The sequence below is a fragment of the Desulforamulus reducens MI-1 genome, from assembly GCF_000016165.1.
GTDB classification, from domain to species: domain Bacteria; phylum Bacillota; class Desulfotomaculia; order Desulfotomaculales; family Desulfotomaculaceae; genus Desulfotomaculum; species Desulfotomaculum reducens.
This window is the reverse complement of the sequence record NC_009253.1, coordinates 505,261-525,254: the sequence shown is the minus strand read 5'-3', so window position 1 is coordinate 525,254 and position 19,994 is coordinate 505,261. Positions and strand designations below refer to the sequence as shown.

The 19,994-nt window shown below is 40.9% G+C and carries 24 protein-coding genes; 11 read left to right on the top strand and 13 right to left on the bottom strand.

Going from position 1 to position 19,994, the window contains the following annotated elements; all coding sequences use genetic code 11:
• Positions 1-50: 50 nt before the first annotated feature.
• Positions 51-746 (top strand): hypothetical protein, encoded by a 696-nt coding sequence (locus DRED_RS02580; RefSeq protein WP_011876865.1) that lies wholly within the window; start codon positions 51-53, stop codon positions 744-746.
• Between the two features lie 159 nt (positions 747-905).
• Positions 906-1,148: a hypothetical protein gene (locus DRED_RS02575; protein WP_011876864.1), complete on the top strand. Its 243-nt coding sequence runs from the start codon at positions 906-908 to the stop codon at positions 1,146-1,148.
• A 34-nt stretch (positions 1,149-1,182) separates the two neighbouring features.
• Here DRED_RS02575 and DRED_RS02570 read toward each other — a convergent pair whose 3' ends face one another.
• Complete coding sequence (locus DRED_RS02570; RefSeq protein ID WP_011876863.1) at positions 1,183-2,352, bottom strand: coiled-coil domain-containing protein; 1,170 nt, start codon at positions 2,350-2,352, stop codon at positions 1,183-1,185.
• A gap of 145 nt (positions 2,353-2,497) precedes the next feature.
• On the opposite strand from DRED_RS02570, the gene DRED_RS02565 reads away from it, so the two are divergent.
• The gene (locus DRED_RS02565; RefSeq protein ID WP_041274398.1) at positions 2,498-2,791 is read left to right on the top strand and encodes a hypothetical protein; all 294 of its coding nucleotides are present in this window, start codon (positions 2,498-2,500) and stop codon (positions 2,789-2,791) included.
• A 72-nt stretch (positions 2,792-2,863) separates the two neighbouring features.
• The gene (locus DRED_RS02560) at positions 2,864-3,376 is read left to right on the top strand and encodes a gamma carbonic anhydrase family protein (protein ID WP_011876861.1); all 513 of its coding nucleotides are present in this window, start codon (positions 2,864-2,866) and stop codon (positions 3,374-3,376) included.
• A gap of 30 nt (positions 3,377-3,406) precedes the next feature.
• On the opposite strand, the gene DRED_RS02555 is transcribed toward DRED_RS02560, so the two are convergent.
• From DRED_RS02555 to fni, 4 genes are all read right to left on the bottom strand, one after another.
• Positions 3,407-3,706, bottom strand: a complete 300-nt coding sequence (locus DRED_RS02555; RefSeq protein WP_011876860.1) for a hypothetical protein — start codon at positions 3,704-3,706, stop codon at positions 3,407-3,409.
• Positions 3,707-4,141: 435 nt separating this feature from the next.
• The gene (locus DRED_RS02550; protein ID WP_011876859.1) at positions 4,142-5,596 is read right to left on the bottom strand and encodes an IS1380-like element ISDre2 family transposase; all 1,455 of its coding nucleotides are present in this window, start codon (positions 5,594-5,596) and stop codon (positions 4,142-4,144) included.
• A 269-nt stretch (positions 5,597-5,865) separates the two neighbouring features.
• Complete coding sequence (locus DRED_RS02545; protein WP_011876858.1) at positions 5,866-6,813, bottom strand: hypothetical protein; 948 nt, start codon at positions 6,811-6,813, stop codon at positions 5,866-5,868.
• Between the two features lie 88 nt (positions 6,814-6,901).
• Complete coding sequence (gene fni / locus DRED_RS02540) at positions 6,902-7,960, bottom strand: type 2 isopentenyl-diphosphate Delta-isomerase (protein WP_011876857.1); 1,059 nt, start codon at positions 7,958-7,960, stop codon at positions 6,902-6,904.
• A gap of 273 nt (positions 7,961-8,233) precedes the next feature.
• On the opposite strand from fni, the gene DRED_RS02535 reads away from it, so the two are divergent.
• Entirely contained in the window at positions 8,234-9,067 is an 834-nt protein-coding gene (locus DRED_RS02535; protein WP_238442601.1) for a glycine betaine ABC transporter substrate-binding protein, read from the top strand.
• A 51-nt stretch (positions 9,068-9,118) separates the two neighbouring features.
• On the opposite strand, the gene typA is transcribed toward DRED_RS02535, so the two are convergent.
• Positions 9,119-10,945 (bottom strand): translational GTPase TypA, encoded by a 1,827-nt coding sequence (gene typA / locus DRED_RS02530; protein ID WP_011876855.1) that lies wholly within the window; start codon positions 10,943-10,945, stop codon positions 9,119-9,121.
• Between the two features lie 181 nt (positions 10,946-11,126).
• Between typA and DRED_RS02525 the strand changes: the two genes are divergently transcribed.
• Complete coding sequence (locus DRED_RS02525) at positions 11,127-12,104, top strand: potassium channel family protein (RefSeq protein WP_011876854.1); 978 nt, start codon at positions 11,127-11,129, stop codon at positions 12,102-12,104.
• 130 nt (positions 12,105-12,234) lie between these two features.
• Here the strand turns inward: DRED_RS02525 and DRED_RS18930 are convergent, their stop codons facing one another.
• The 4 genes from DRED_RS18930 to DRED_RS02510 all read right to left on the bottom strand — a co-directional run bounded on the left by DRED_RS18930 (position 12,235) and on the right by DRED_RS02510 (position 13,277).
• The gene (locus DRED_RS18930; RefSeq protein ID WP_198006918.1) at positions 12,235-12,411 is read right to left on the bottom strand and encodes a hypothetical protein; all 177 of its coding nucleotides are present in this window, start codon (positions 12,409-12,411) and stop codon (positions 12,235-12,237) included.
• 87 nt (positions 12,412-12,498) lie between these two features.
• Positions 12,499-12,843 carry a hypothetical protein gene (locus tag DRED_RS02520; protein WP_238442567.1) on the bottom strand — a complete coding sequence of 115 codons (345 nt, stop codon included), beginning with the start codon at positions 12,841-12,843 and terminating at the stop codon, positions 12,499-12,501.
• A gap of 27 nt (positions 12,844-12,870) precedes the next feature.
• Positions 12,871-13,083, bottom strand: coding sequence for a hypothetical protein (locus DRED_RS02515; RefSeq protein WP_041274397.1), 213 nt, complete (start codon positions 13,081-13,083; stop codon positions 12,871-12,873).
• Positions 13,080-13,277: a hypothetical protein gene (locus tag DRED_RS02510; RefSeq protein WP_041274396.1), complete on the bottom strand. Its 198-nt coding sequence runs from the start codon at positions 13,275-13,277 to the stop codon at positions 13,080-13,082. Before DRED_RS02510 ends, DRED_RS02515 begins: the two co-directional genes overlap by 4 nt.
• Before the next feature lie 132 nt (positions 13,278-13,409).
• Between DRED_RS02510 and DRED_RS02505 the strand changes: the two genes are divergently transcribed.
• Positions 13,410-13,751 (top strand): phage holin family protein, encoded by a 342-nt coding sequence (locus DRED_RS02505; protein WP_011876852.1) that lies wholly within the window; start codon positions 13,410-13,412, stop codon positions 13,749-13,751.
• A gap of 192 nt (positions 13,752-13,943) precedes the next feature.
• The gene (locus DRED_RS02500; protein ID WP_011876851.1) at positions 13,944-14,198 is read left to right on the top strand and encodes an alpha/beta-type small acid-soluble spore protein; all 255 of its coding nucleotides are present in this window, start codon (positions 13,944-13,946) and stop codon (positions 14,196-14,198) included.
• Positions 14,199-14,560: 362 nt separating this feature from the next.
• On the opposite strand, the gene DRED_RS02495 is transcribed toward DRED_RS02500, so the two are convergent.
• Positions 14,561-15,952: a S1C family serine protease gene (locus DRED_RS02495; RefSeq protein WP_238442566.1), complete on the bottom strand. Its 1,392-nt coding sequence runs from the start codon at positions 15,950-15,952 to the stop codon at positions 14,561-14,563.
• A 392-nt stretch (positions 15,953-16,344) separates the two neighbouring features.
• Here DRED_RS02495 and DRED_RS02490 point away from each other — a divergent pair, with 392 nt between their 5' ends.
• Positions 16,345-16,533 (top strand): 4Fe-4S dicluster domain-containing protein, encoded by a 189-nt coding sequence (locus tag DRED_RS02490; protein ID WP_011876849.1) that lies wholly within the window; start codon positions 16,345-16,347, stop codon positions 16,531-16,533.
• 102 nt (positions 16,534-16,635) lie between these two features.
• Positions 16,636-16,884 carry a YkvA family protein gene (locus DRED_RS02485; RefSeq protein WP_238442565.1) on the top strand — a complete coding sequence of 83 codons (249 nt, stop codon included), beginning with the start codon at positions 16,636-16,638 and terminating at the stop codon, positions 16,882-16,884.
• A 29-nt stretch (positions 16,885-16,913) separates the two neighbouring features.
• On the opposite strand, the gene DRED_RS02480 is transcribed toward DRED_RS02485, so the two are convergent.
• Both DRED_RS02480 and DRED_RS02475 read right to left on the bottom strand, forming a co-directional pair.
• The gene (locus DRED_RS02480; RefSeq protein WP_041274395.1) at positions 16,914-17,135 is read right to left on the bottom strand and encodes a hypothetical protein; all 222 of its coding nucleotides are present in this window, start codon (positions 17,133-17,135) and stop codon (positions 16,914-16,916) included.
• Between the two features lie 33 nt (positions 17,136-17,168).
• Entirely contained in the window at positions 17,169-17,645 is a 477-nt protein-coding gene (locus DRED_RS02475) for a hypothetical protein (protein ID WP_011876847.1), read from the bottom strand.
• A 786-nt stretch (positions 17,646-18,431) separates the two neighbouring features.
• Here DRED_RS02475 and DRED_RS02470 point away from each other — a divergent pair.
• Complete coding sequence (locus DRED_RS02470) at positions 18,432-19,994, top strand: [FeFe] hydrogenase, group A (RefSeq protein WP_011876846.1); 1,563 nt, start codon at positions 18,432-18,434, stop codon at positions 19,992-19,994.

Below are 19,994 nucleotides of genomic sequence, written 5' to 3'. Positions count from 1 at the left end.
GGAAAAAAATATAATTAGGCTAAGCCTAATATATTTTAGGAGGTAATTCCATGCAAAACATGCAGCAGCTTCAAGATCGTATTAACCATCTGCGCAACGACATAAGCCAAATTGAGCAAATGTGCAATCAAATGCAGCAATCGGAACAGCAGAATTCCCAAAAACTCCAACAACTATCTCAACATGAATCCAGTGCTACCCAGCAGTTGCAGCGTCTTAGCCAAACCCTGCAGCATATGAACCAGGATCTGGCCCAAATTAGCAGTGCATCTCAGCAGCTTTCTCAGCAGGCTCAACAGAATAACATGTCCCAGTACACCAATCAAGGACAATCCAGCTTTATCAGTGCCTCTGCCAACCCTCAGACCCTAAACCCTGTTAACAATTTGGGTCAATATACCAGCTTTGATCAGCAGTATGGTCAAAACCAACAGGGTCAATCTTATACCCAATATAATCAGCCCCAACGACAATATGGGCAGCAATACAGCCAAAGCACACAACAAATTCAACCCTACACTCAATACAATCAGCCCCAACAACAATATGGACAACAATACAAACAAAGCACACAACAAATTCAACCCTACACTCAATATAATTTAAGCAGCCAACAAGCCAGTCAAGGTATGCAAAACCTGGGATCCTATGGATTAAGTCCAGCCCAATCCAACTATTTGAGTGGACAGATAGGTATGTCTGGTAAAACCCAGTTCGGACAACAATTTAGTCAATACAATCAATAATGAGTTAATCATCTCTTAGTAGGGTCCTAATAAAGGACCCTATTTGATTCTTATACAAATAATAGAAATATTAGACATTTTATACCCCTTAACAGAAAGAACCCGTGAGAAGTATAATAATTGTACAAATTAGGGAAATTTTTACAGGGGGTGTTAATTTTGGCAAAGATTCTAAAAGAAGGGGCGGCCTATAATCAACGGGATGTAGTGGATATGTTAGCAGAATTCTCTGGATTTAAAGACAGAGTGGAAAAAAAATTTAAAGACGTAGCAAAGGAATTAGATGGAAAATCAAATGAACACGATCTCTGGGTAAATATATACCTGATTGCCAGTGATTATGCCGATGAACAATCTTCCCGCCGTAAAGTAACTGTAGATCCAATTCAAAAAATATCATAATATTGAAAACCAGCCCTGCAAAAGCAGGGCTGTCCTACGCAGGGACAAGCTCAAAGACAGCTTTTCCATCAAAAATTTGTATGTCCTTTAACCGCCAACCCCTCAAAATATCTAATGGGTATACCAAGCCGTTTTCACCAGCAATCTTTTTCACCAATTCTTCATCTAACAACACATCCCCAATTTGGATCGAAGATAACCAATAACATACATTATTTCCGTTCACCCTCAGTTCCCCAGCTATAGTAAAGGGGAGATGCTCTTCATTCACTCCTTTGATTATAAGACTCTGGTTCCTTAGGGTAACTGCTGCAGGTATCTTTAGGCCCGCTCCACTAAAAAGGACTTTTGAGAAGGTATTCTGGCTGTACTCAGCCTTCACATGGGTGCCAAGCCACTCAAGATGATCCGGCCTATACTGCTCCCATGAAGCGTCCTTAAAACGAGCCAATATCGTCTCTAAGGGTTTTAATGATCTATGTACCCCCTCCACTACCTGTAATATTTTATCCTGTTGTTGCCCCATTTCCTGCCGAGTTACTTCCAGGAACTGCTTCTTTGCCATTTGGAGGGATATTATCTTTTTCTGGTCCTTGGTCAGTTCATTTTGTTGGCTGACCAATTGTTGTTCAAGCTTGGTAAGCTCCTCTGTCTTTTTTTTTACCTCACCCATGGCTTCGTAGGTCCTTTGGTAGTCCCCAATCCCACGGGATACCAGCATTCCGACCATAGCTAATCTGTTAAAAAAATCTCCCAGGTTTTCCGCTCCAAACAAAATAATTAAATAATTAGTTCGCCCTTCCATGTATAAATGTCTCAGCCATATATTCAATTTTTGCCGACTGTATTTTAACTTTTTCTTTGACTGTACAAGTTGATTGTGGGCATGTGGAATGGTTTTTTGAATTTTGGCTAAACGTAATTGTACGAGTTGCATATTTTGATTAACCCTGTCTACATGCAATTCCATTTGAAGCAATTCTGCAACAATCTGCTGCTCCCTCTGCTTTAATTGTTGGTGCTGCTTTAATACCTCACCAGTATTAGCCTGGGCAGGGGTTAAACCTAATGTACTCTCTAAGATAAGGCCCACTAAGAGATATATCAACATCTTGTAAGGTTCCATATAAATCCACTCCACCACCTTAATATAATGCAAAATTCCACATCCACCAAAGATAACCTTCTCGTTTTTTATTAGCATCCACCATAAACCCAACTTAATTTAAAACACCTTAGATTTAAACTAATATTTAATACCTGTTCTACAAAAGATGACATTCTTCCGATTGACATTTTTTGTTATCAACAGTATAATCATCAAAAAACATTCAGGAGGAATCAACATAATGGCATTTGAAGTATATTACCCTCGTTCTGAAAACTTTGTTTCAGTATCCAAAAACCATATTACTTTAAACCGAAATCTTGTAACAAAATTAAATACCGACCATGTAGAATTGGCCTTTGACCGAGAAACAAATGTTATTCGCATAACTGGTTCCTCTCCCGACAGTGGGCTTATATTAAATAAAACACGCATAGGTGCCAAGGGATTTTTACAATATTTTGGCATTGAAAGCAAAGGGAAATTTCCTGCCACTTATAATGAAGAAGAGAACAGTATTTATATCCAATTATAAAATAATCCCAACCGGTATGGTTGGGATCGTTTTATAAATAACATAAAATATTTTAAAAGGAGGTAGTCAGCTTTGATACTCCCCTACCTTGAATACAGTCCCCATATACACCCCTCTGTGTACATCGCACCCACCGCAACGGTTGTAGGCCATGTTGAAATTCATGAGCACGCAAGTATCTGGTATAATGCGGTGATCCGGGGAGATGTTGATAGGATTTCCATCGGTAAAAAAACAAACATACAGGATGGCTGTATGCTGCATCAAGATGCAGGTTTTCCTTTGTTAATTGGTGAGAATGTTACGGTAGGGCATCACACCATTTTACATGGCTGTACCATTGGAGACAGATGCTTAATTGGTATGGGTGCCATCATCTTAAACGGAGCTTACATTGGTTCGGAGTCACTCATAGGGGCAGGGACCTTGGTGAAGGAAGGCCAAGAAATTCCCCCGGGCGTTTTAGCGGTGGGGTCTCCTGCTAGAGTTGTTCGAAAGCTGACCGAGGAAGAAAAGCAAAAGCTAAGCCAGTCCGCCCAGCACTACTTCAATATGGCTGAAAAACATAGCATCAGCCAAAAGTAAATGAGACCAGGCCCAAGGGCCTAGTCTCATTTACTCTTCTACCTTATCATTGTTTATTCCTTTACCCTTTTCAAACTGCTCTTTAGATAGGTAAAATACATCACAAATAGCATATTTACTAAATTTATGGTCCATTTCCTTTTCTAACTGGTGCCCATAAATAATGCCCCTGGAAACCGCCTTATCTTCAAAACTAATGATAAACAGGTTAGCTTCTCTGAGCACTCGACAGGGAACGTTATGGGTTTGCGAAAATTTAATGGCAGAAGGCAAAACCCTCTCAAAATCTTCAGATTCCAGGGTAAAGGCAGGGTAAAGATAAGATCGCACTTTTGAATAGTCTCCTTTCATGACTGGCTTACCTTATGTGTATTCAACAACGATGTTTTTTGACCTTTATGCAAATGGTGGTAGAAATGTTATCTTGATTCCATATAGGCCAAAACATCTACTAATTTTAAAGCAGATCATTCCAGAAAAACCATATCCAGTAACATAAATTAACAAAATATTACTAAATATATTATTTATCTCTAAACTTCAAATCGGAAAGTAACTTTCCGAGCCAAGTTAAAGCTCCAAAATAACCAATTTTTGGTTATACCGCTTGAGCTGCTATGTTGCCTGAATGCCTAATCACTCGGAAAGCGTTATCACTGCTGTATACTCCAATAAAAAGCTAGATTTTAGGGTGCAGTTAATAAGACCCATCTTTTTTGGATCAGTGATATCATATTTGATTAATTCGATTAGTCTCGAGTTTGTTTAACCTGAACTTACGGCAACCCATGCCTGTATGCAAAGGAATTCTTGTAATTTTTCCTTAGCATTCTTCAATGCCTTTTGCAGCCAGGGATTAGGGGCTAACTTTATATGGCGGTAACGGTTGTTGCCTACAATGTTCCCAGGTACATTCAGTATTTTACGGCGGATAGTGGGCACTTCAGCACGGCTGTCTTTGCCATCCAATAAGGCCAAGCGAAACCAGTTGAGAAGGTTATACGATAATACTTTGAGCCACATAAAGGCTTTGTTTCGATCCATCTCTGCTTGGCTCATTTTTTCAAAGCCTAAGCCAACCTTGAGTTCATCAATTTTGTTTTCGATATTGCAACGCTTATTGTATTCGTGCCATACCTCCTCTGGGTTGTGCTCGTCACTAGAAGTAATTATCACCTGGTAGTCGAATGTCTTCAGGTCAAAGTTAAGTTGATCGCCGCATGCCTTAGGTTCTTGAGTTTCACGGATAAATACAAACCTGCGGGCTTTGGACCATTTAGGTAATGGAATGGTGATTTCTGCTGCAGCATAATGGTTGCTCAAAGACTGCCACTGGTTCTGGTCATCAAGGTATTTAATGACCTTTCTCATATTACTGGTGAGTTTAGCCTTACAAATATACTCGATGCCCTGTTCTTCCAGGTAGGCAAAGTTATCCTCATCAAAGAAACCTTTATCTATGCGGATACCTTTTACGAGGATATTCTGGGCAGCTAAGATCTCTAATGTCTCTTTAAGGAATTCCATAAATTGGCCATTGCTGGCGACGTTCCCACTATATAACCCGGCATTGACTAGTTCGCAAGTTCCAGAGATAAATGCTACCTTTACCTTGTAGGAAGGCCTCCCGTGGTACCGAGGATTGTAACCGACTTTTGATCCTTCCTGTTTCCCAAAAACAGTGAGGACACTGTCATCAATATCTAGCCAGACTTCACGGGGCTGATCGGATTTGGCCTTTAAGGACAGCATTTCCTGATTCACCAGAGGCAATTGGTTTAATGCCTCCTGCTCACAGATAAGAGATAGAAAGTTCCGCAAAGTGCTTTCGTCAGGCACTTGTGTTACTTCTTTAATTTTCTGGTATCCAGGGTCAGTTTGCAGAGCATTCATATGAGAAAACCGTAATAATCCCAAGGAAAGGGCATCAATGATTGTATCTAACAACCCTGTATCAGAGTATTTACAGTTATGATGTCGCTTAAGGGAAACCCCTTTAAGCATACCCTTGAAATCAATGGCTTGCTTAAACGCCTCTAGTATGCCAAAATTTCCATAAGCAGTTACAGAAGTATTGTCAAAGCTAATCGGAAGATCACTTTTGCTAGTCAGGCGTTGAAGAGAATGTAATTTCTTCTGATATTTACGTTCCAAATCACGTCGTTGTTGACGGGTCAAAGTTTCAAGTTGATTTGTGGTAATAAATTGTGATACCATCATTTCAGAGGGTCACCATCCTTTTGGAATGTTTTGTTTGGACGCTAAACAATTCCGTAGAAGGGGCGGTGTACCCTCTTTTTCTGTCAAATTTTTTACAACAAAAAATGGTTATTAGACCTTGATGTTATTGGGTTTTTAAACTTTACTTTCCGTATCTAAGCTAAAATTAATGGTTGTAGGAAAAAATAAAGGATTATATTTCCTATCAACTCTATCCTAATGTTATGTTGAAAAATAAAAAACCGGGGAAGGAAACTAATTCCCGGTTCTTAGTCACAACGATCATAATCCTCAAAAATTCGAGTATCAGTTATTTCAGCATAAGTCCTGCGATTTAACAATTGTTCTAAGCCTTTACTAAGTACCCTATATCCATTTTCCCCTTCATCCACTACCTGCAACTCAACCTTTTTCTCCAGGTCATTATTGCTCTCCTGATAACGAATGGTCAGATATACCCAGAAATTTTCTGGATTTCCCCCTTCCGAACGTATTCTCTGTACCTTGATCTGTTCTATTTGTAAAATGACAGCCTCCAATTGCTCCTGATCCATTTCGCCGGGCAGGTGGAGGGTTTTCAATGCCAGCTTAACATCCTGTTGATCAATGGCATTGATCAATACATCAATCACTTCTTCAGAGCTCATTGCAGTTATCATTTGTTTAAACCTGCCAGCCGCTTTCCAGACCATCATTTGATGTGCCAGATTTTCTTTGCCAGACTGATGAACCTTACTATCCCGGAAATGAATACAAAAATGGCCTGGAAAATTATTGCCCCGGATAGCACCATAGCCATGGGGCATTCCATTCATAGATGCAGCAATACGCCGATTCCCTAATTCCACCACAATGGCCTTTCGCTGCCAACTCCACTTTCCATTATAGATTACCTTCATAATGGCCGTATCCTTAGCCGTCAACGGCTGCACATCCGCATGATAGGTGCCCCCGCGCCGCTGTACCTGAAAACTCAAACCAGTGTCAATATCAATCACCGTGGCATTGGCATAACGATAAAAGATGTGATCCACCTCTTCCCAAGATAGAAATTCCCCTCGGGCAATTTCCGGTGGTTCACTGTGGGGAAGCGGCACCACCTGTGGTGGTCTTAATGTTTCCCATATCACATTAACAATTGTAAACAGACATGCCAGTACAAGTAATAGTCTTAACAATTGTCGTGGCTTAAAAATTATAAAAACTGAATTTTTCACCAGCCCGTCCCCCATGCTTCCATCTACCAAATAATATGGTGGGACAGTCTTTTTATGCAGAAAATATATAAGTTTTTACTATCCTTTTTTAGTAACTAGTGCCTGCTCTCCTGGCATAGGGAGCAACATCAATCCCCCTGCAGCACAACCAATGATAGGTATTACCACTGATAATTAGAGGAACCCTTTGTAAATCCTCTAGGGTTCGTGCCCCCAACATCAGCATAATACGATGAATATCTTCGATTATGTTGGACAAATAGCTGTTTAATTCTTCGCTGGACCCCTCCACTAATACCCTTAATAGGGGGCGGGCCATACCCACCAGGCTGCAGCCCAGGGACAGGGACTTAACAATATCCAAGGCATTGCGTATTCCGCCCGATGCAATAAGCTGGGTCTTTGCCCGATTCATTGAAAGCCCTTCCAGCAAACTAACTGCCGTAGGAATGCCCCATTTTAGCCAGGTCTTTCTGCCTGCCCTAGCCTCCTCAATGGCCACAAAATCGGTACCTCCGGCGCCACCCACATCAATGTATGGTACACTGGCAGCGCCTATTCGCTGGATGCTTTCACGACTCATACCAAAGCCCACTTCTTTTACAATCACAGGCACATCTAAGTCACGGCTAAGGCTCTGGATATTTTCCAGGATACCCTTAAATTTACGGTCTCCTTCCGCCATAGCCAATTCCTGGGGTGCATTCAAGTGCAATTGAATACCATCGGCATTAATCATCTTAATGGCTGTTCGGGCCTCTAGCAGAGAACAATCCGCCCCTAAATTTGCTAATACAACCCCCTGGGGGTTCACTTCCCTCACCACAGAGAAACTATATCGTGTGGAGTTATCTTCCAACGCGGCCCTTTGGGACCCCACTGCCAGGGCTACTCCTGCCGCAGCCGCAGCCTTTGCTAAGTTACCATTAATACTCTCCAACTCCCTGTGCCCGCCGGTCATGGCATTAATCAGCAAAGGAACGTGCAATTTTTTGCCAAGAAAATAACAACTCGTATCTATATCTCCCCAATCTAACTGGGGCAAAGAATTATGTAACAGAGTTATATCATCAAAACCCGTAGCACCTCCTCTACTCTTTTGCTGAAGCGAAAATTGAATATGTTCTAGTTTTCGGTTTAAGCGCAATTCGCTGCCTCCTAAGGTATTCTATTAAGGATGTCTAACCCACTATTAATTCTCTTATTGTTATTTATTCCCTCCCGAAATGTTATTAATTTAACAATTTTCTCTAATCAACACCCTCAGGTTAAGATCAATCCCAACCTTTTTTAATTAGGTTAAAAAAATTGTAGAAAAAGAAAGCAATCATTCGAAAACATTGACAACTTTTATTTTTTTTTGATATGTTTGTAAAAAAATACTAGGAAGGGTGGTTTAATGGAACGGTCGAAGCGTGTGATGTGGCTTGTTTTACTATTAATCTTTGTACTAATAGCAGGGGGATGTGGCACTAGCTCCGCCGAGAAAGATGCAAAGGGTACCATTACAATCGGACTAAACAACTGGCCAGAAAATATTGCTGTATCAAACATGTGGAAAATATTATTGGAAGAAAAGGGCTATAAAGTTGAACTTTCTGCCATGGAGAAATCTCCGGTATGGGCAGGTATCGCCAAGGGTGATTTAGATATTGCTCCAGAAGTGTGGCTCCCCCAAACCGACGAGCCTCTTTATAATGAATACAAGGATCAACTAGAGTTACACGAGGCCTGGTATGAGGGAACAGCCCTTGGTCTAGTGGTCCCTGCCTATATGGACATCAATAGCATTGAGGACTTAGACAAACTTGGTATAAACACCATTGTAGGGATTGACCCAGGTGCCAGCATGATGAAATTAACCAAAAAGCTTATTAAGGAATACGGACTTAATTATGAGCTTATTGAAAGCTCTGAACCCGCTATGATGAGTGAGTTAACCAAAGCATATAAAGAGAAAAAACCCGTGGTGGTTACTCTCTGGAGCCCCCACTGGGCCTTTTCTGAATTTGATTTAAAGTATCTGAAAGATCCGAAAAAAATTTTTGGTGACCAGGAAAATATTTATTTTATGACTCGGAAAGAATTCGGTAAAGATTACCCGGAGGTACTGAAGTGGATGAATAAGTGGCATATGGACGACCAATCCCTAGGTCAGTTGATGGCTACCATCAATAAAACAAATAGTCCCGAAGAAGGCGCCAAGCAATGGATTAAAGAAAACCGTAATCTCACCAACCAATGGTTTGAATAAAATATTAAATCTTATTAAAGAACGCCGGCAGATATAGCCGGCGTTCTTTTATTAAGCCTGTTGAGCCGCCTTCTTGGCCCGGGCTCTTTCATTCTTTTCCAAGAACTTCTTACGAATCCTCAGACTCTTCGGGGTAATTTCCAGCAGCTCATCATCACTGAGATATTCCAAAGCCTCTTCCAAACTCATGATTCTGGCTTCCTCCAGTTTCACTGTAGCCTCAGCTGTACTGGAGCGGTGGTTTGTTAACTGCTTTTTCTTACAGATATTTACTTCGATATCTTGTTCCCGAACGTGTTCCCCGACCACCATACCTTCATAGACCTTGGTGCCTGGTACCACAAAGAGAGTACCTCGGTCTTGGGCTGCATTCAGCCCGTAAAAAGTTGCGTCGCCGGTTTCAAAGGCAATCAGTACACCCTGGTAACGACGGCGGATTTCCCCTTTAAAGGGTTCATAGCCATGATAGGTGTGGTTCATAATGGCTAGACCTCTGGTCTCGGATAAAAGTTGAGAACGGAAACCAATCAAGCCCCGGGCTGGAACTTTAAATTCCAAACGCAGCTGTCCCGGACCATTGGGACCCATGTTAATCATTTCGCCCTTCCGGTTACCCAGCATCTCCATAACTGGTCCCATTTTGTCTTCGGGTATATCCACCAGTAACATTTCCATTGGTTCCAGTAGTTCGCCATTTTCGCCACGCTTATAGATAACCTCTGGTTTGGAAACCTGCAGTTCAAAACCTTCCCGGCGCATGGTTTCTATTAGAATGGATAGGTGTAATTCACCCCGTCCCGCCACTTTCCAAACATCCGGCGATTCAGTGTCCTGTACCCGCAGGCTCACATTTTTCTCCATCTCTTTGTACAGTCTGGCCTTCAGCTTACGGGAAGTAATGTGCTCCCCTTCTTGGCCCGCAAAGGGACTGTCGTTAACCATAAAGGTCATTTCCAGGGTGGGCTCGTCCACCTTGATGGGCGGTATGGCCACCGGGTTATCTTTGTCTGCAATGGTTTCACCGATTTTAATATCTTCCAATCCGGAAACAACCACAATTTCCCCACAGGTTGCCTTTGGTACCTCTACCCGTTCCAGGCCTTCGTAGACATATACTCGGCCAGTCCGAAAGTTTCTGGTATTGCCATCATGATCAATAACCGTAACGGTTTGTCCCGCAGCAATGGTTCCCTGGGATATTCTACCAATAGCAATACGACCCACATAGGTATCATATTCAGTATTGTTTACCAATAGCTGCAGAGGTGCCTCTGGGTCCCCCTGGGGTGCCGGGAAATGATTAACAATGGTTTCAAAGAGGGGCTTTAAATCTGTTCCCGGTTCATCGGGATCCATTGTAGCCATGCCATCCCTGGCAACTGCATAAACCACCGGAAACTCCAGTTGCTCATCATTGGCTCCCAGTTCAAAGAACAACTCATAAATTTCATCCACCACTTCACTGATTCTGGCATCCGGGCGGTCAATTTTATTCACCACCACCACAGGCACTAGATTAAGTTCCAGTGCTTTCCGTAAAACAAATCGGGTCTGGGGCAGAGGGCCTTCGGATGCATCCACCAGCAGTAATACACCATCCACCATTTTTAATACCCGTTCCACTTCTCCACCAAAATCCGAGTGGCCTGGGGTATCCACAATATTAATTTTGTAGCCCTGATAGCGAACCGAGGTATTTTTGGCAAGGATTGTAATTCCCCGCTCCTTTTCCAGGTCATTGGAATCCATAACCCGTTCTTGTACAATTTGATTTGCCCGGAAGATTCCACTTTGTTTTAACATCCCGTCAACCAGGGTGGTTTTGCCATGGTCGACGTGGGCGATGATAGCAATGTTCCTAATATCTTGTATAATCATAATTCCTCCTCAAGGGCCATACATAAATAATTTTTCCCAAAGATTTATTATATAACACCTTTGTTAAATTGAATATACAAATATAATATGAATAAATATTGCCAAAAAATTTTATTCTCGCCAATTGGATTATATTTAAGATAAAACAACAGAATGTTATACTATTTTCGAGGTGCAAATAATGAAAAATTTCTTCTATGCCTTTATTATCTTAAATATGGTGATGGCTATAGGTGTAATCACACTAATTCATATAGAAGGTTTATCCCTTGTGGATGCTGCTTGGTTAGCCACCATCAGTATTACCACCGTAGGCTATGGAGATATTGTTCCCAAGACAGTACCAGGTCGAGTTGTAACCATGGGGCTAATTATCAGCGGTGTGGGCCTCTATACATATGTACTGAGCACATTAATGGTTAGCATTGTGGAAGGCCAGTTATTTGACCTATTGGGGAATAAGCGGAGGCGAAAAATGATTAGTAAATTAAATAACCATATTATTGTTTGCGGACTTGGCCGGGTTGGCACAGAAGTTTTTAATACCCTTAAACAAGAGAAAGTACCCTTTGTGGTGATTGAGCAAAACCCTGAACGGGCCGAGCTATATCACAGCTCGGGTATTCCTATTGTTGTGGGAGATGCCAGCGAGGAGCATGTGCTGGAAAAGGCCGGCATTCACCGGGCGCGAACACTGATAACAACCTTGCCTGACGATGCAGGAAACCTGTTTATCGTTATGACTTCAAAGGATTTAAACCCAAAGATCAAAGTCATTACCAGAGCCACAAGAAACGAAGGGGTTCCTCATTTGAAAAGAGCAGGTGCCGACAGTATAATTTCCCCTTCTATCCTCGGGGGCAAGCGGATGGCCATGTCAGCTATAAAACCTGCCAGTGTAGCCTTTGTACAAACCCTTTTTGAACGCCAAAATATTCTCTTTCAGTTAGAAGAACTTACCCTTACTGACAACTCTATTCTAGTAAATAAACCCTTAAAGGATTCCGGCCTGCGGGAAAAATTCAATTGTCAGTTACTTATCATTAACCGAGGTGATCACAGCATCACCAACCCCGATCCAGGGGATATCCTGCTGCCTGGCGATACGTTAATTCTTTTTGGCCCCTCTGATAAACTGGTAGAACTGGAAAAGGGTTAGATTTCTTATGTATGCAAAAAGAGAAGCAGCCAAAGGGCTGCTTTTGTTGATTTCTTATCAAGTAATATAAGACATTTCATGCTATAAAATAATCAGTTAGCAGGCTTTTCCAAGCACAATTAGGTGTTTCCTAACGGGATGTGTTTTGATAGGGAAGATTTCTTTGCCTGCGTTCCCAAGGACGGCACATTTCAATTGGTACACCATAGTTCTTATCTTCTTCATAAAGTAAACAGTATAACTTATTTCCAATGGCCGATAATCCCAAATACAATGTACCTAGTAGAGGTATAATAACCTTTTTCATAAAACCACACACTCCCTAATATTATCCCCTACATCTTTCGGCATGAAGTTCCAAATTCCTTCAAACCATCCTTATATTTGGGAAAAATTAATTATCAATTTGCAGGCAGGTAACAGATTGATATTCCTGCTGCCCAGGTGTTTTAACTGCAAGCTCATCCACGGATTTATTATCCCATTTTAGTTGAATAGCTAAGGGTAAAGTTGCATTGCTGATATCAATTTTCCCCTGACGCATCCAGTCATCATTTAATCGAACAAAAATCAATTCCATCCGCTGATTCCTGAATAATTTTATTCTGGATTCTCCCACAATCTTATAGAAAAGGGTAAACTCCTTTATCTCTTTATTGAAAAGGTCATTATTTGTCACAGTAAACTCCATATGACCCAGGGTTTCCATGTCATCGGTAATTAAACTGGTTAGATCCACCAAGCTTCTCCCCTTCCTACGTAAAACTTAAAAACTTCCGCAGGCCTTTCTAAATTCTCTCACGGTTAATTGTACATTTGGGTTATTTAAGATGGTGCGTAAGATTGAGACAATATCATAGGGCTCCTTAGAAACAATCTGCTCAGCATATTGTAAGGCAGCCCCTTCGTTGTCGAAACAAGAAATTTCATCCACTTGACCATTTAATACCTTTACCACTGAATAAATATTTAGGTTCATTCCCCTTTAACCTCCTGCTCAGTAATCTCGTATTCCGGACAATCCTTTAAATGTTCCTGAAAAGACTTTATGGCCATTTCCAGGCCATCTGCAAACCCATTGTTATATTCACTGGACGACATCCCGTTAATATAGTGAAGATAAACAATGGTGCTTTTCTCCCATTGTTTTAATTGCTCCAGCAAAGAAGCCAAGGATTTTAAGCCCCCCTTCAGTACAATGTAGCTCTTAAAGTTTATTGTTTCTATTTAAGTTGCAATTATCCTGCAAATTCCTACGTTGACACAACCTTTAACCAAGCCTATCATAGAAATGGAGGTGTAAAAATGAGCTGGCTAATCACTTTATTATTAAACAGTGTTGCCCTCCTGGTAGCCGACTACCTGATCCACAGCATTAGAATTAACGGATTTACATCTGCCTTATTGGCAGCCATATTATTGGGTTTTGTCAATACCTTTATCCGACCGATCCTGGTGGCACTAACCTTTCCCATCAGCCTTTTTACTTTGGGTTTCTTCATTTTAGTGATTAATGGCATTACCTTTGGGTTGGTTTCCTGGTTCGTACCTGGTTTTCATATTGATAGTTTTGGCGGAGCCTTTATGGGGGCTATTATCACAGCCGTTATAAGTTGGATACTAAATCTAATCTTTAATGACCGTTAATATTACCCAAATTAATGTTTAATTTTACAACTTATAAGCATAATATATAATTATTTTAACATTTACACTTTTAAAGGAAACACTACCTTATACTTTATTTAATGACAAAATTTATCTCGTATTTAAAAACCCTCTTTGATCATAATAAAGATAGACCCACAAACAAAAAAACTTTTTAAGGAGGGTTTCCAAATGACAACTCGTAATACTAACGAACCCGTAATGCCTGGTGCTTCCAGTGCCCTTGACCAAATGAAATATGAAATCGCTTCTGAACTGGGTATCGGTAACTATCAGCAAATGGATAAAGGTGCCCTTCCCAGCCGTGTAAACGGTTATGTTGGTGGTAACATGACCAAAAAAATGGTTGCTTTTGCTGAAGCCGCTATGCAAAGTGGCAACACTTCTCAAATTCTGCAATCCGCTCCCACTGAGCAAATTAAGTAAGCATCGTTACAGAAGGGCAACCGGTACATTTATTATAACGAAGGGTTCCGGTTGAGCCCTCGCCGCAACGGGAGAGTCTTCTGCTCTCCCGTTGTTTATTATGTATAAAATAATAAAATTTATTATAGATTCAGTTCTTTTTTGTATATTCATGTTAATCTATTTACCGATATTTCACATAACCGATCTTGTCTGCACTTTTACCTGATATAGAAAACTTGGCTTGCGCCAAGCCTTTAGGCGACGGCATAAGCCTTAGTTGCCCTTATGCATATCGGAAAGTTTTATACTTTCTGATATGCTAACAAAAATAAAAAGGTTGTTGACGTTCCTTGTCAATAACCTTTTTATTTGCCAAGCTTTTAATTATTCACATCGGATGATGGTTTTTCAACTTCTTTTTCCGACTCTTTGCTAATAGCCTCAGCTTCAGCGGCAGTAGTATTATCCTTAGCCCCAGCAACCTGAGAAGCCTTTTTCTTACGAACCACTACAACGGCAATTACAATACCAATCACTAACACTGCCGGCACTCCAAAGAGAATCCATTCAGGAATGGACTTATCTCTTCCCTCACTGATGGCCTTGGTGCTATCCGCGATAAAGGTTTGCACATAGGCATGACCGGGACATAGGGCAGCAACTTCTTGGAATTTCTTTAAGGCTTTTTTGTAATACTCTTTGTAGTACAAATCCATAGCTTCTCGATAGGTCTTGGTTACCAGACTCTCAGTTGCCTTGACATTACCACGATCTAAAAATTCTTTAACCACTGATATGGGAACTATAAAATTCATACCAGCAATTTCTTGGCCGGTATTCATATCCACGGAACCAAAGGTAGCTAGGCCTATGACCTCGCCCTTTTCATTAAAAACCGGTCCCCCTGAGTTGCCATGGGTCATGTCAGCATTGGTTTGGAAAACTGACCAGCCACCCTCCATTGTCTTTTGAGCACTGATAATTCCCTCTGTTAAACTGGGCTGGGCCTGACTGGACTCCGATAGCAATGGGTGAAAAGTGGCAACGCCGGGATACCCCATGACAAAAATTTTGTTCCCGGTGGCTAATAGGTTAGAATCTCCCAAAGGCACAGTGGGTAGATTGTTTTGACCTTCCATTTTTAACAGAGCAACATCTTTCTTTGGAACAGCCCCCCCTGCCTGAATAACCTCTGCCTTTAGACCCTTTTGGAACAGGGGGGCTCCCGGTACCTGTACGCCCATGCCAATGTTATAGGTTTTGTTTAAATGTAAGACCTTAATATTCTCCATGTAGTAGGCTATAACCATGTTGGTGATGGATTTCAAAACATATTCCCGGGTATCTGCGGGAATATGTGCGGCTCCCTCCCCAATCTCAGCCATAAAGTTTTTAACGGAGTTTTCCAAGATAGGGCCGCTGAGCTGTTGCTTTAATAATTCATCATCCGGTGCCACAACGTGGGCATTGGTGATTACGTAGCCATCCGGGGTGATGATAAAGCCACTTCCCACCGCTCGATAACCATTCTGCACGACTTCTTTTTGACCACTTTTTTGTAGAAATTCTAGGGGCTTTGCACTCATTTCATCTGCCAAGGCTTGCCACATAGCAGACTCATTGGCAGGAAGCAAGCCTTGCATAACCTGCTGGATAATATTATTCAGGGTATAATCTAGTTTATTTTCATCTAAATAGGGATAGGCAACCTCCACATCGGCTTCAAAAGTTGCCTGAACCATAACCACAGCCGGTTCCGCATTCTTTGCCATTCTGGTCGTATCCGAGGTGTTTTCTGCTAAGCTAACACTCGTAGTTGTACACAACACAAGCAATACGGCCAATAAGGTAACCAAATATCTTTTGGCTATCAAATAACTCTTCACCTCTTTTCTTACAGCTGACCAAGAACCAGGCTTAAATCCCTCCTTTATCACAAAACTTTAAGATAAAACGGTTATACAAAAATTTATGCTGCGTGGAAGTAAATAGTTAAATTTCTTTATATCTTGTAGTTTGTAATTTTTGCCATTGCTTCACTTAAAAAACATTTTTTACAATAAATCAATGATTGAACTGGTTGATTAATTCATTTATAATGTTTTTGTGTCCGAAACAATGTAACAATAAAATGAGCAATATTCTAACCAAGGAGGAATTGCTAATGTACATGGTATCTATTAATCAAGACAACTGCGTTGGTTGTGCTGCTTGCGTTGACGCTTGCCCTGCGAAAATCTTAGGTATGGAAAATGACAAATGCGAAATTACTGGTGATGCAGCTGAGTGTCTGGGCTGTGAAACCTGTATTGGCATTTGTCCCAACGAATGCTTCTCCATTATGGAACTGTAATAATAACTAATGCAACAGGGGACGTCATCTTGACGTCCCCTGTTTTACATTTTCACTTTGAAGTTTTAAAAATAATAAGCTTTAACCTAAGGGGTGATATTGATGGGTGATATACTTAAAAAAATCTATTTTTTTATTCAAGGGCTTTTAAACCCTGCGGTTCCTAAGCGTTTCAAGTATGAATCCGGTATATGCTTTCTTTATTTCCTTAGCCCCATTGACTTTGTGCCGGACTTTATACCTCTTACAGGAAAGGCCGATGATATGGTGGTCATGTTTTGGGGCATTAAACGAATTTACGATATTATAAAAATTCATAAGCAGTTTATTAAAAGCAAAGGCACTCCATAATGCAGAGTGCCTTTTCCCATTAAGTATTTTTACAGAAAAAATTTTATAAAGTAAATAATCATGCAAATGACTATAAAAATACTGACATGACGTATCACTGTACTACGGGTAGCGGCATCCTTCCTTTTCTTAATGCGTTCTTTTCTCAACTGTTTCTGGGCAGGATCTTCATAATGAAGTTTTTTTAGTTTTGGTTTTGTTCGAGGTGTGAATGGGATAACTTTCCCCTTTACTTTTTCCCTTTGCGGCATCTAACACCCTTCTCCCTATTGACAGTCTCTTTCTCACTCAATGTCTTCTTTGCCAATGGCATATCCTAAACTAAAAATATCCCTTAGTAAATTATGTATTAAAATCTCTGCCCATTGAACTACCTTAGGGTTCGGCTTGCTTTTATAAATCCTTGCCAATTCATTAGATACTTCGGTAATCATTTCCCGTGTATCATATTTCTCTTCAAAATCCTTGGAGGTAAAAATCTCCGCACCTTCTTCAATGGAGTCATTAAACTGTTTTTCTAAGCCACTGAAGTAGCTAACAATTTCATTCAGTTCGCCCAATACCCCCTGTAAGGCTGTCTCCATACAATAATCAAAAAATTGCTTGCGCTCGGTTTCCGGTAGACCGTTAAATATATCCTTACCTTCCTTGTAATAATAGACCTGACAATTGGCAACATTGCCCTTCTCAAAACCTGTTCCCTCAAAGAATTCCCTTATCCTTTTTTGACCCAAGGAACTCACAGATTGATTATTGCTCAATGTCGCGATAATCTCCGGGGGTCCAAGTTCACATTTTATTCGTAAGACTTTAACATTCTTTATATAGAATATGTAATACTCTCCGTACTTTTTCGTTTTTATTTCCTCCGGGATAATAGCAAATCCCCCCTTGACTGCTAGATAACTTAACTGACCCTATAGACTTAAAATTCACTGCCAGGGGATAAAATTCCTTCCATACAACACCAAAAACTCGGCGGTTAAAAACTCCCCCAAGATTTGTATTATTTACTATTTATGAAGTTTGTATTACAAATATTTAGCTCTAATTGCTATTAACCAGAGTAATACGGATAATAAACTTAAAATCAAGATAAGTTAAGGTTAAGTTTTTTTAAATAATTTATATATATTTCGCTGGTAGCTTGCTAACGAATTGTGACTTTTTTCACTATATGTAGCTGTACTTTTAAGATGTCTGCAAAAAACGACAATCATTGTGCTTATTTTATTTAAATTTACTAATGCATTTTTCTGTAAAATGATTTATAACTAATAATGACAAGCTAATTTCTCTATATGTTATAATATTTATACTATTCACTCTATAAAAAAGTGTTATTATTTCGCATGATTATTTTTATATATTTAATTTTCCGAAAAAAAGAGGGTTTTTAAAATTTTGTGACAAATAGTACAGTGGATATAGCTGTTTATTTGTCGAAATTAGGCAACTAGCTAGCTAACTCTTAAGTAAAATTATTACTGGCAGAGTTGTTAGCTTGCTAAATAAAAAGAAAGTTTTTTAGCAAAGGGGGAAAACCTATGCAGAACCAACAAGAGGGTAAAGACAAACAAAAGCAAATTACCAGGCGGGGCTTCCTCAAAATGATGGGAGGTATCGGTCTTACCGGTATTACTGCTACCATTGCCGGTTGCAGTACTGATCCCGCTGGTGGTAAGGGTTGGATGCCACAGCAGTACCAGGTTGCCAGCTCCTATCCCATTCAGGTAAAAGGTCGTATTCCAATCGACCCCAACAACCCCTCCATTACTCGGGACGACAAAAAGTGTATTTTGTGCGGCCAGTGTATCGAAGTCTGCCAGAGGGTACAAACAGTTTACGGTTATTATGAACTTCCCATCAAGAATGACATTACCTGTGTTAACTGCGGTCAATGCACCCTGTGGTGTCCCACTGCAGCTATCACCGAGCGCGACGACATTGATAAGGTTGTTAAAGCGTTGGAAAACAAAGACCTACATGTAGTTGTTCAAACCGCACCTGCAACTCGGGTTGGTCTGGGTGAAGAATTTGGTATGGCACCCGGTACCTTTGTAGAAGGTAAACAGGTAGCCGCCTTAAAGCAACTGGGATTCGATGCAGTCTTTGATACCAACTTTTCTGCAGACCTAACTATTTTTGAAGAAGGAACCGAGTTAATCAAGAGGATTTCAGGCGACCTCCACGAACCCCTGCCTCAGTTTACCTCTTGTAGCCCTGGCTGGGTTAAATTCTGTGAATACTACTACCCAGATCTGTTACCCCATATGTCTACCTGCAAATCACCTCAGCAAATGCTGGGTGCACTGATTAAAACCTATTATGCCAAGGAAAAGGGTATTAAGCCTGAAAAAATCTTCTCTGTTTCCATCATGCCCTGTACCGCTAAGAAATTTGAAGCAGCCCGCCCAGAAATGAATAGTTCTGGTAAACATGCTGGTAAGCCTCAATTAAAGGATGTTGACGTAGTACTAACAACCCGTGAACTAGCCCGTCTAATAAAGGCCAAAGGCATGGATTTAAACAACTTACCAGACAAAAAGTATGATTCCCTAATGGGCGAAGGTACCGGTGCCGGTTTAATATTTGGTGCCACCGGCGGTGTTATGGAAGCAGCCATTCGTTCTGCTTATTTCTTAATTACTAAACAGGATCCACCGGAAGCTCTTCTGAACCTGACACCCATTCGTGGCCTGCAGGGCTGTAAAGAAGCCTCTGTGGATATTCCCGGTGTGGGTACTGTAAAAGTAGCGGTTGTACATGGACTTAGCAATGCCCGCCCCATTCTGGAAGCCGTCCGCAAGAAGGAAGCGCCCTGGCACTTTATTGAGTTCATGTGTTGTCCCGGCGGTTGCATCAGTGGCGGTGGCCAGCCCCGAACCTCTTTGCCGCCGTCTGACGAGGTTCGTCAAGCTCGTATTAACAGTATTTACAACGCAGATGCGCACATTTATTCAAAACGTAAGAGCTATGAAAACCAAGAGGTTCTGGCTCTCTATGAAAAATTCATGGAGAACCCCAACAGTCACCTAGCTCACGAACTGCTGCACACCCACTATACCGACCGCAGCAAGCAACTGACTGTGAAAAAGAAAAATGCGTAA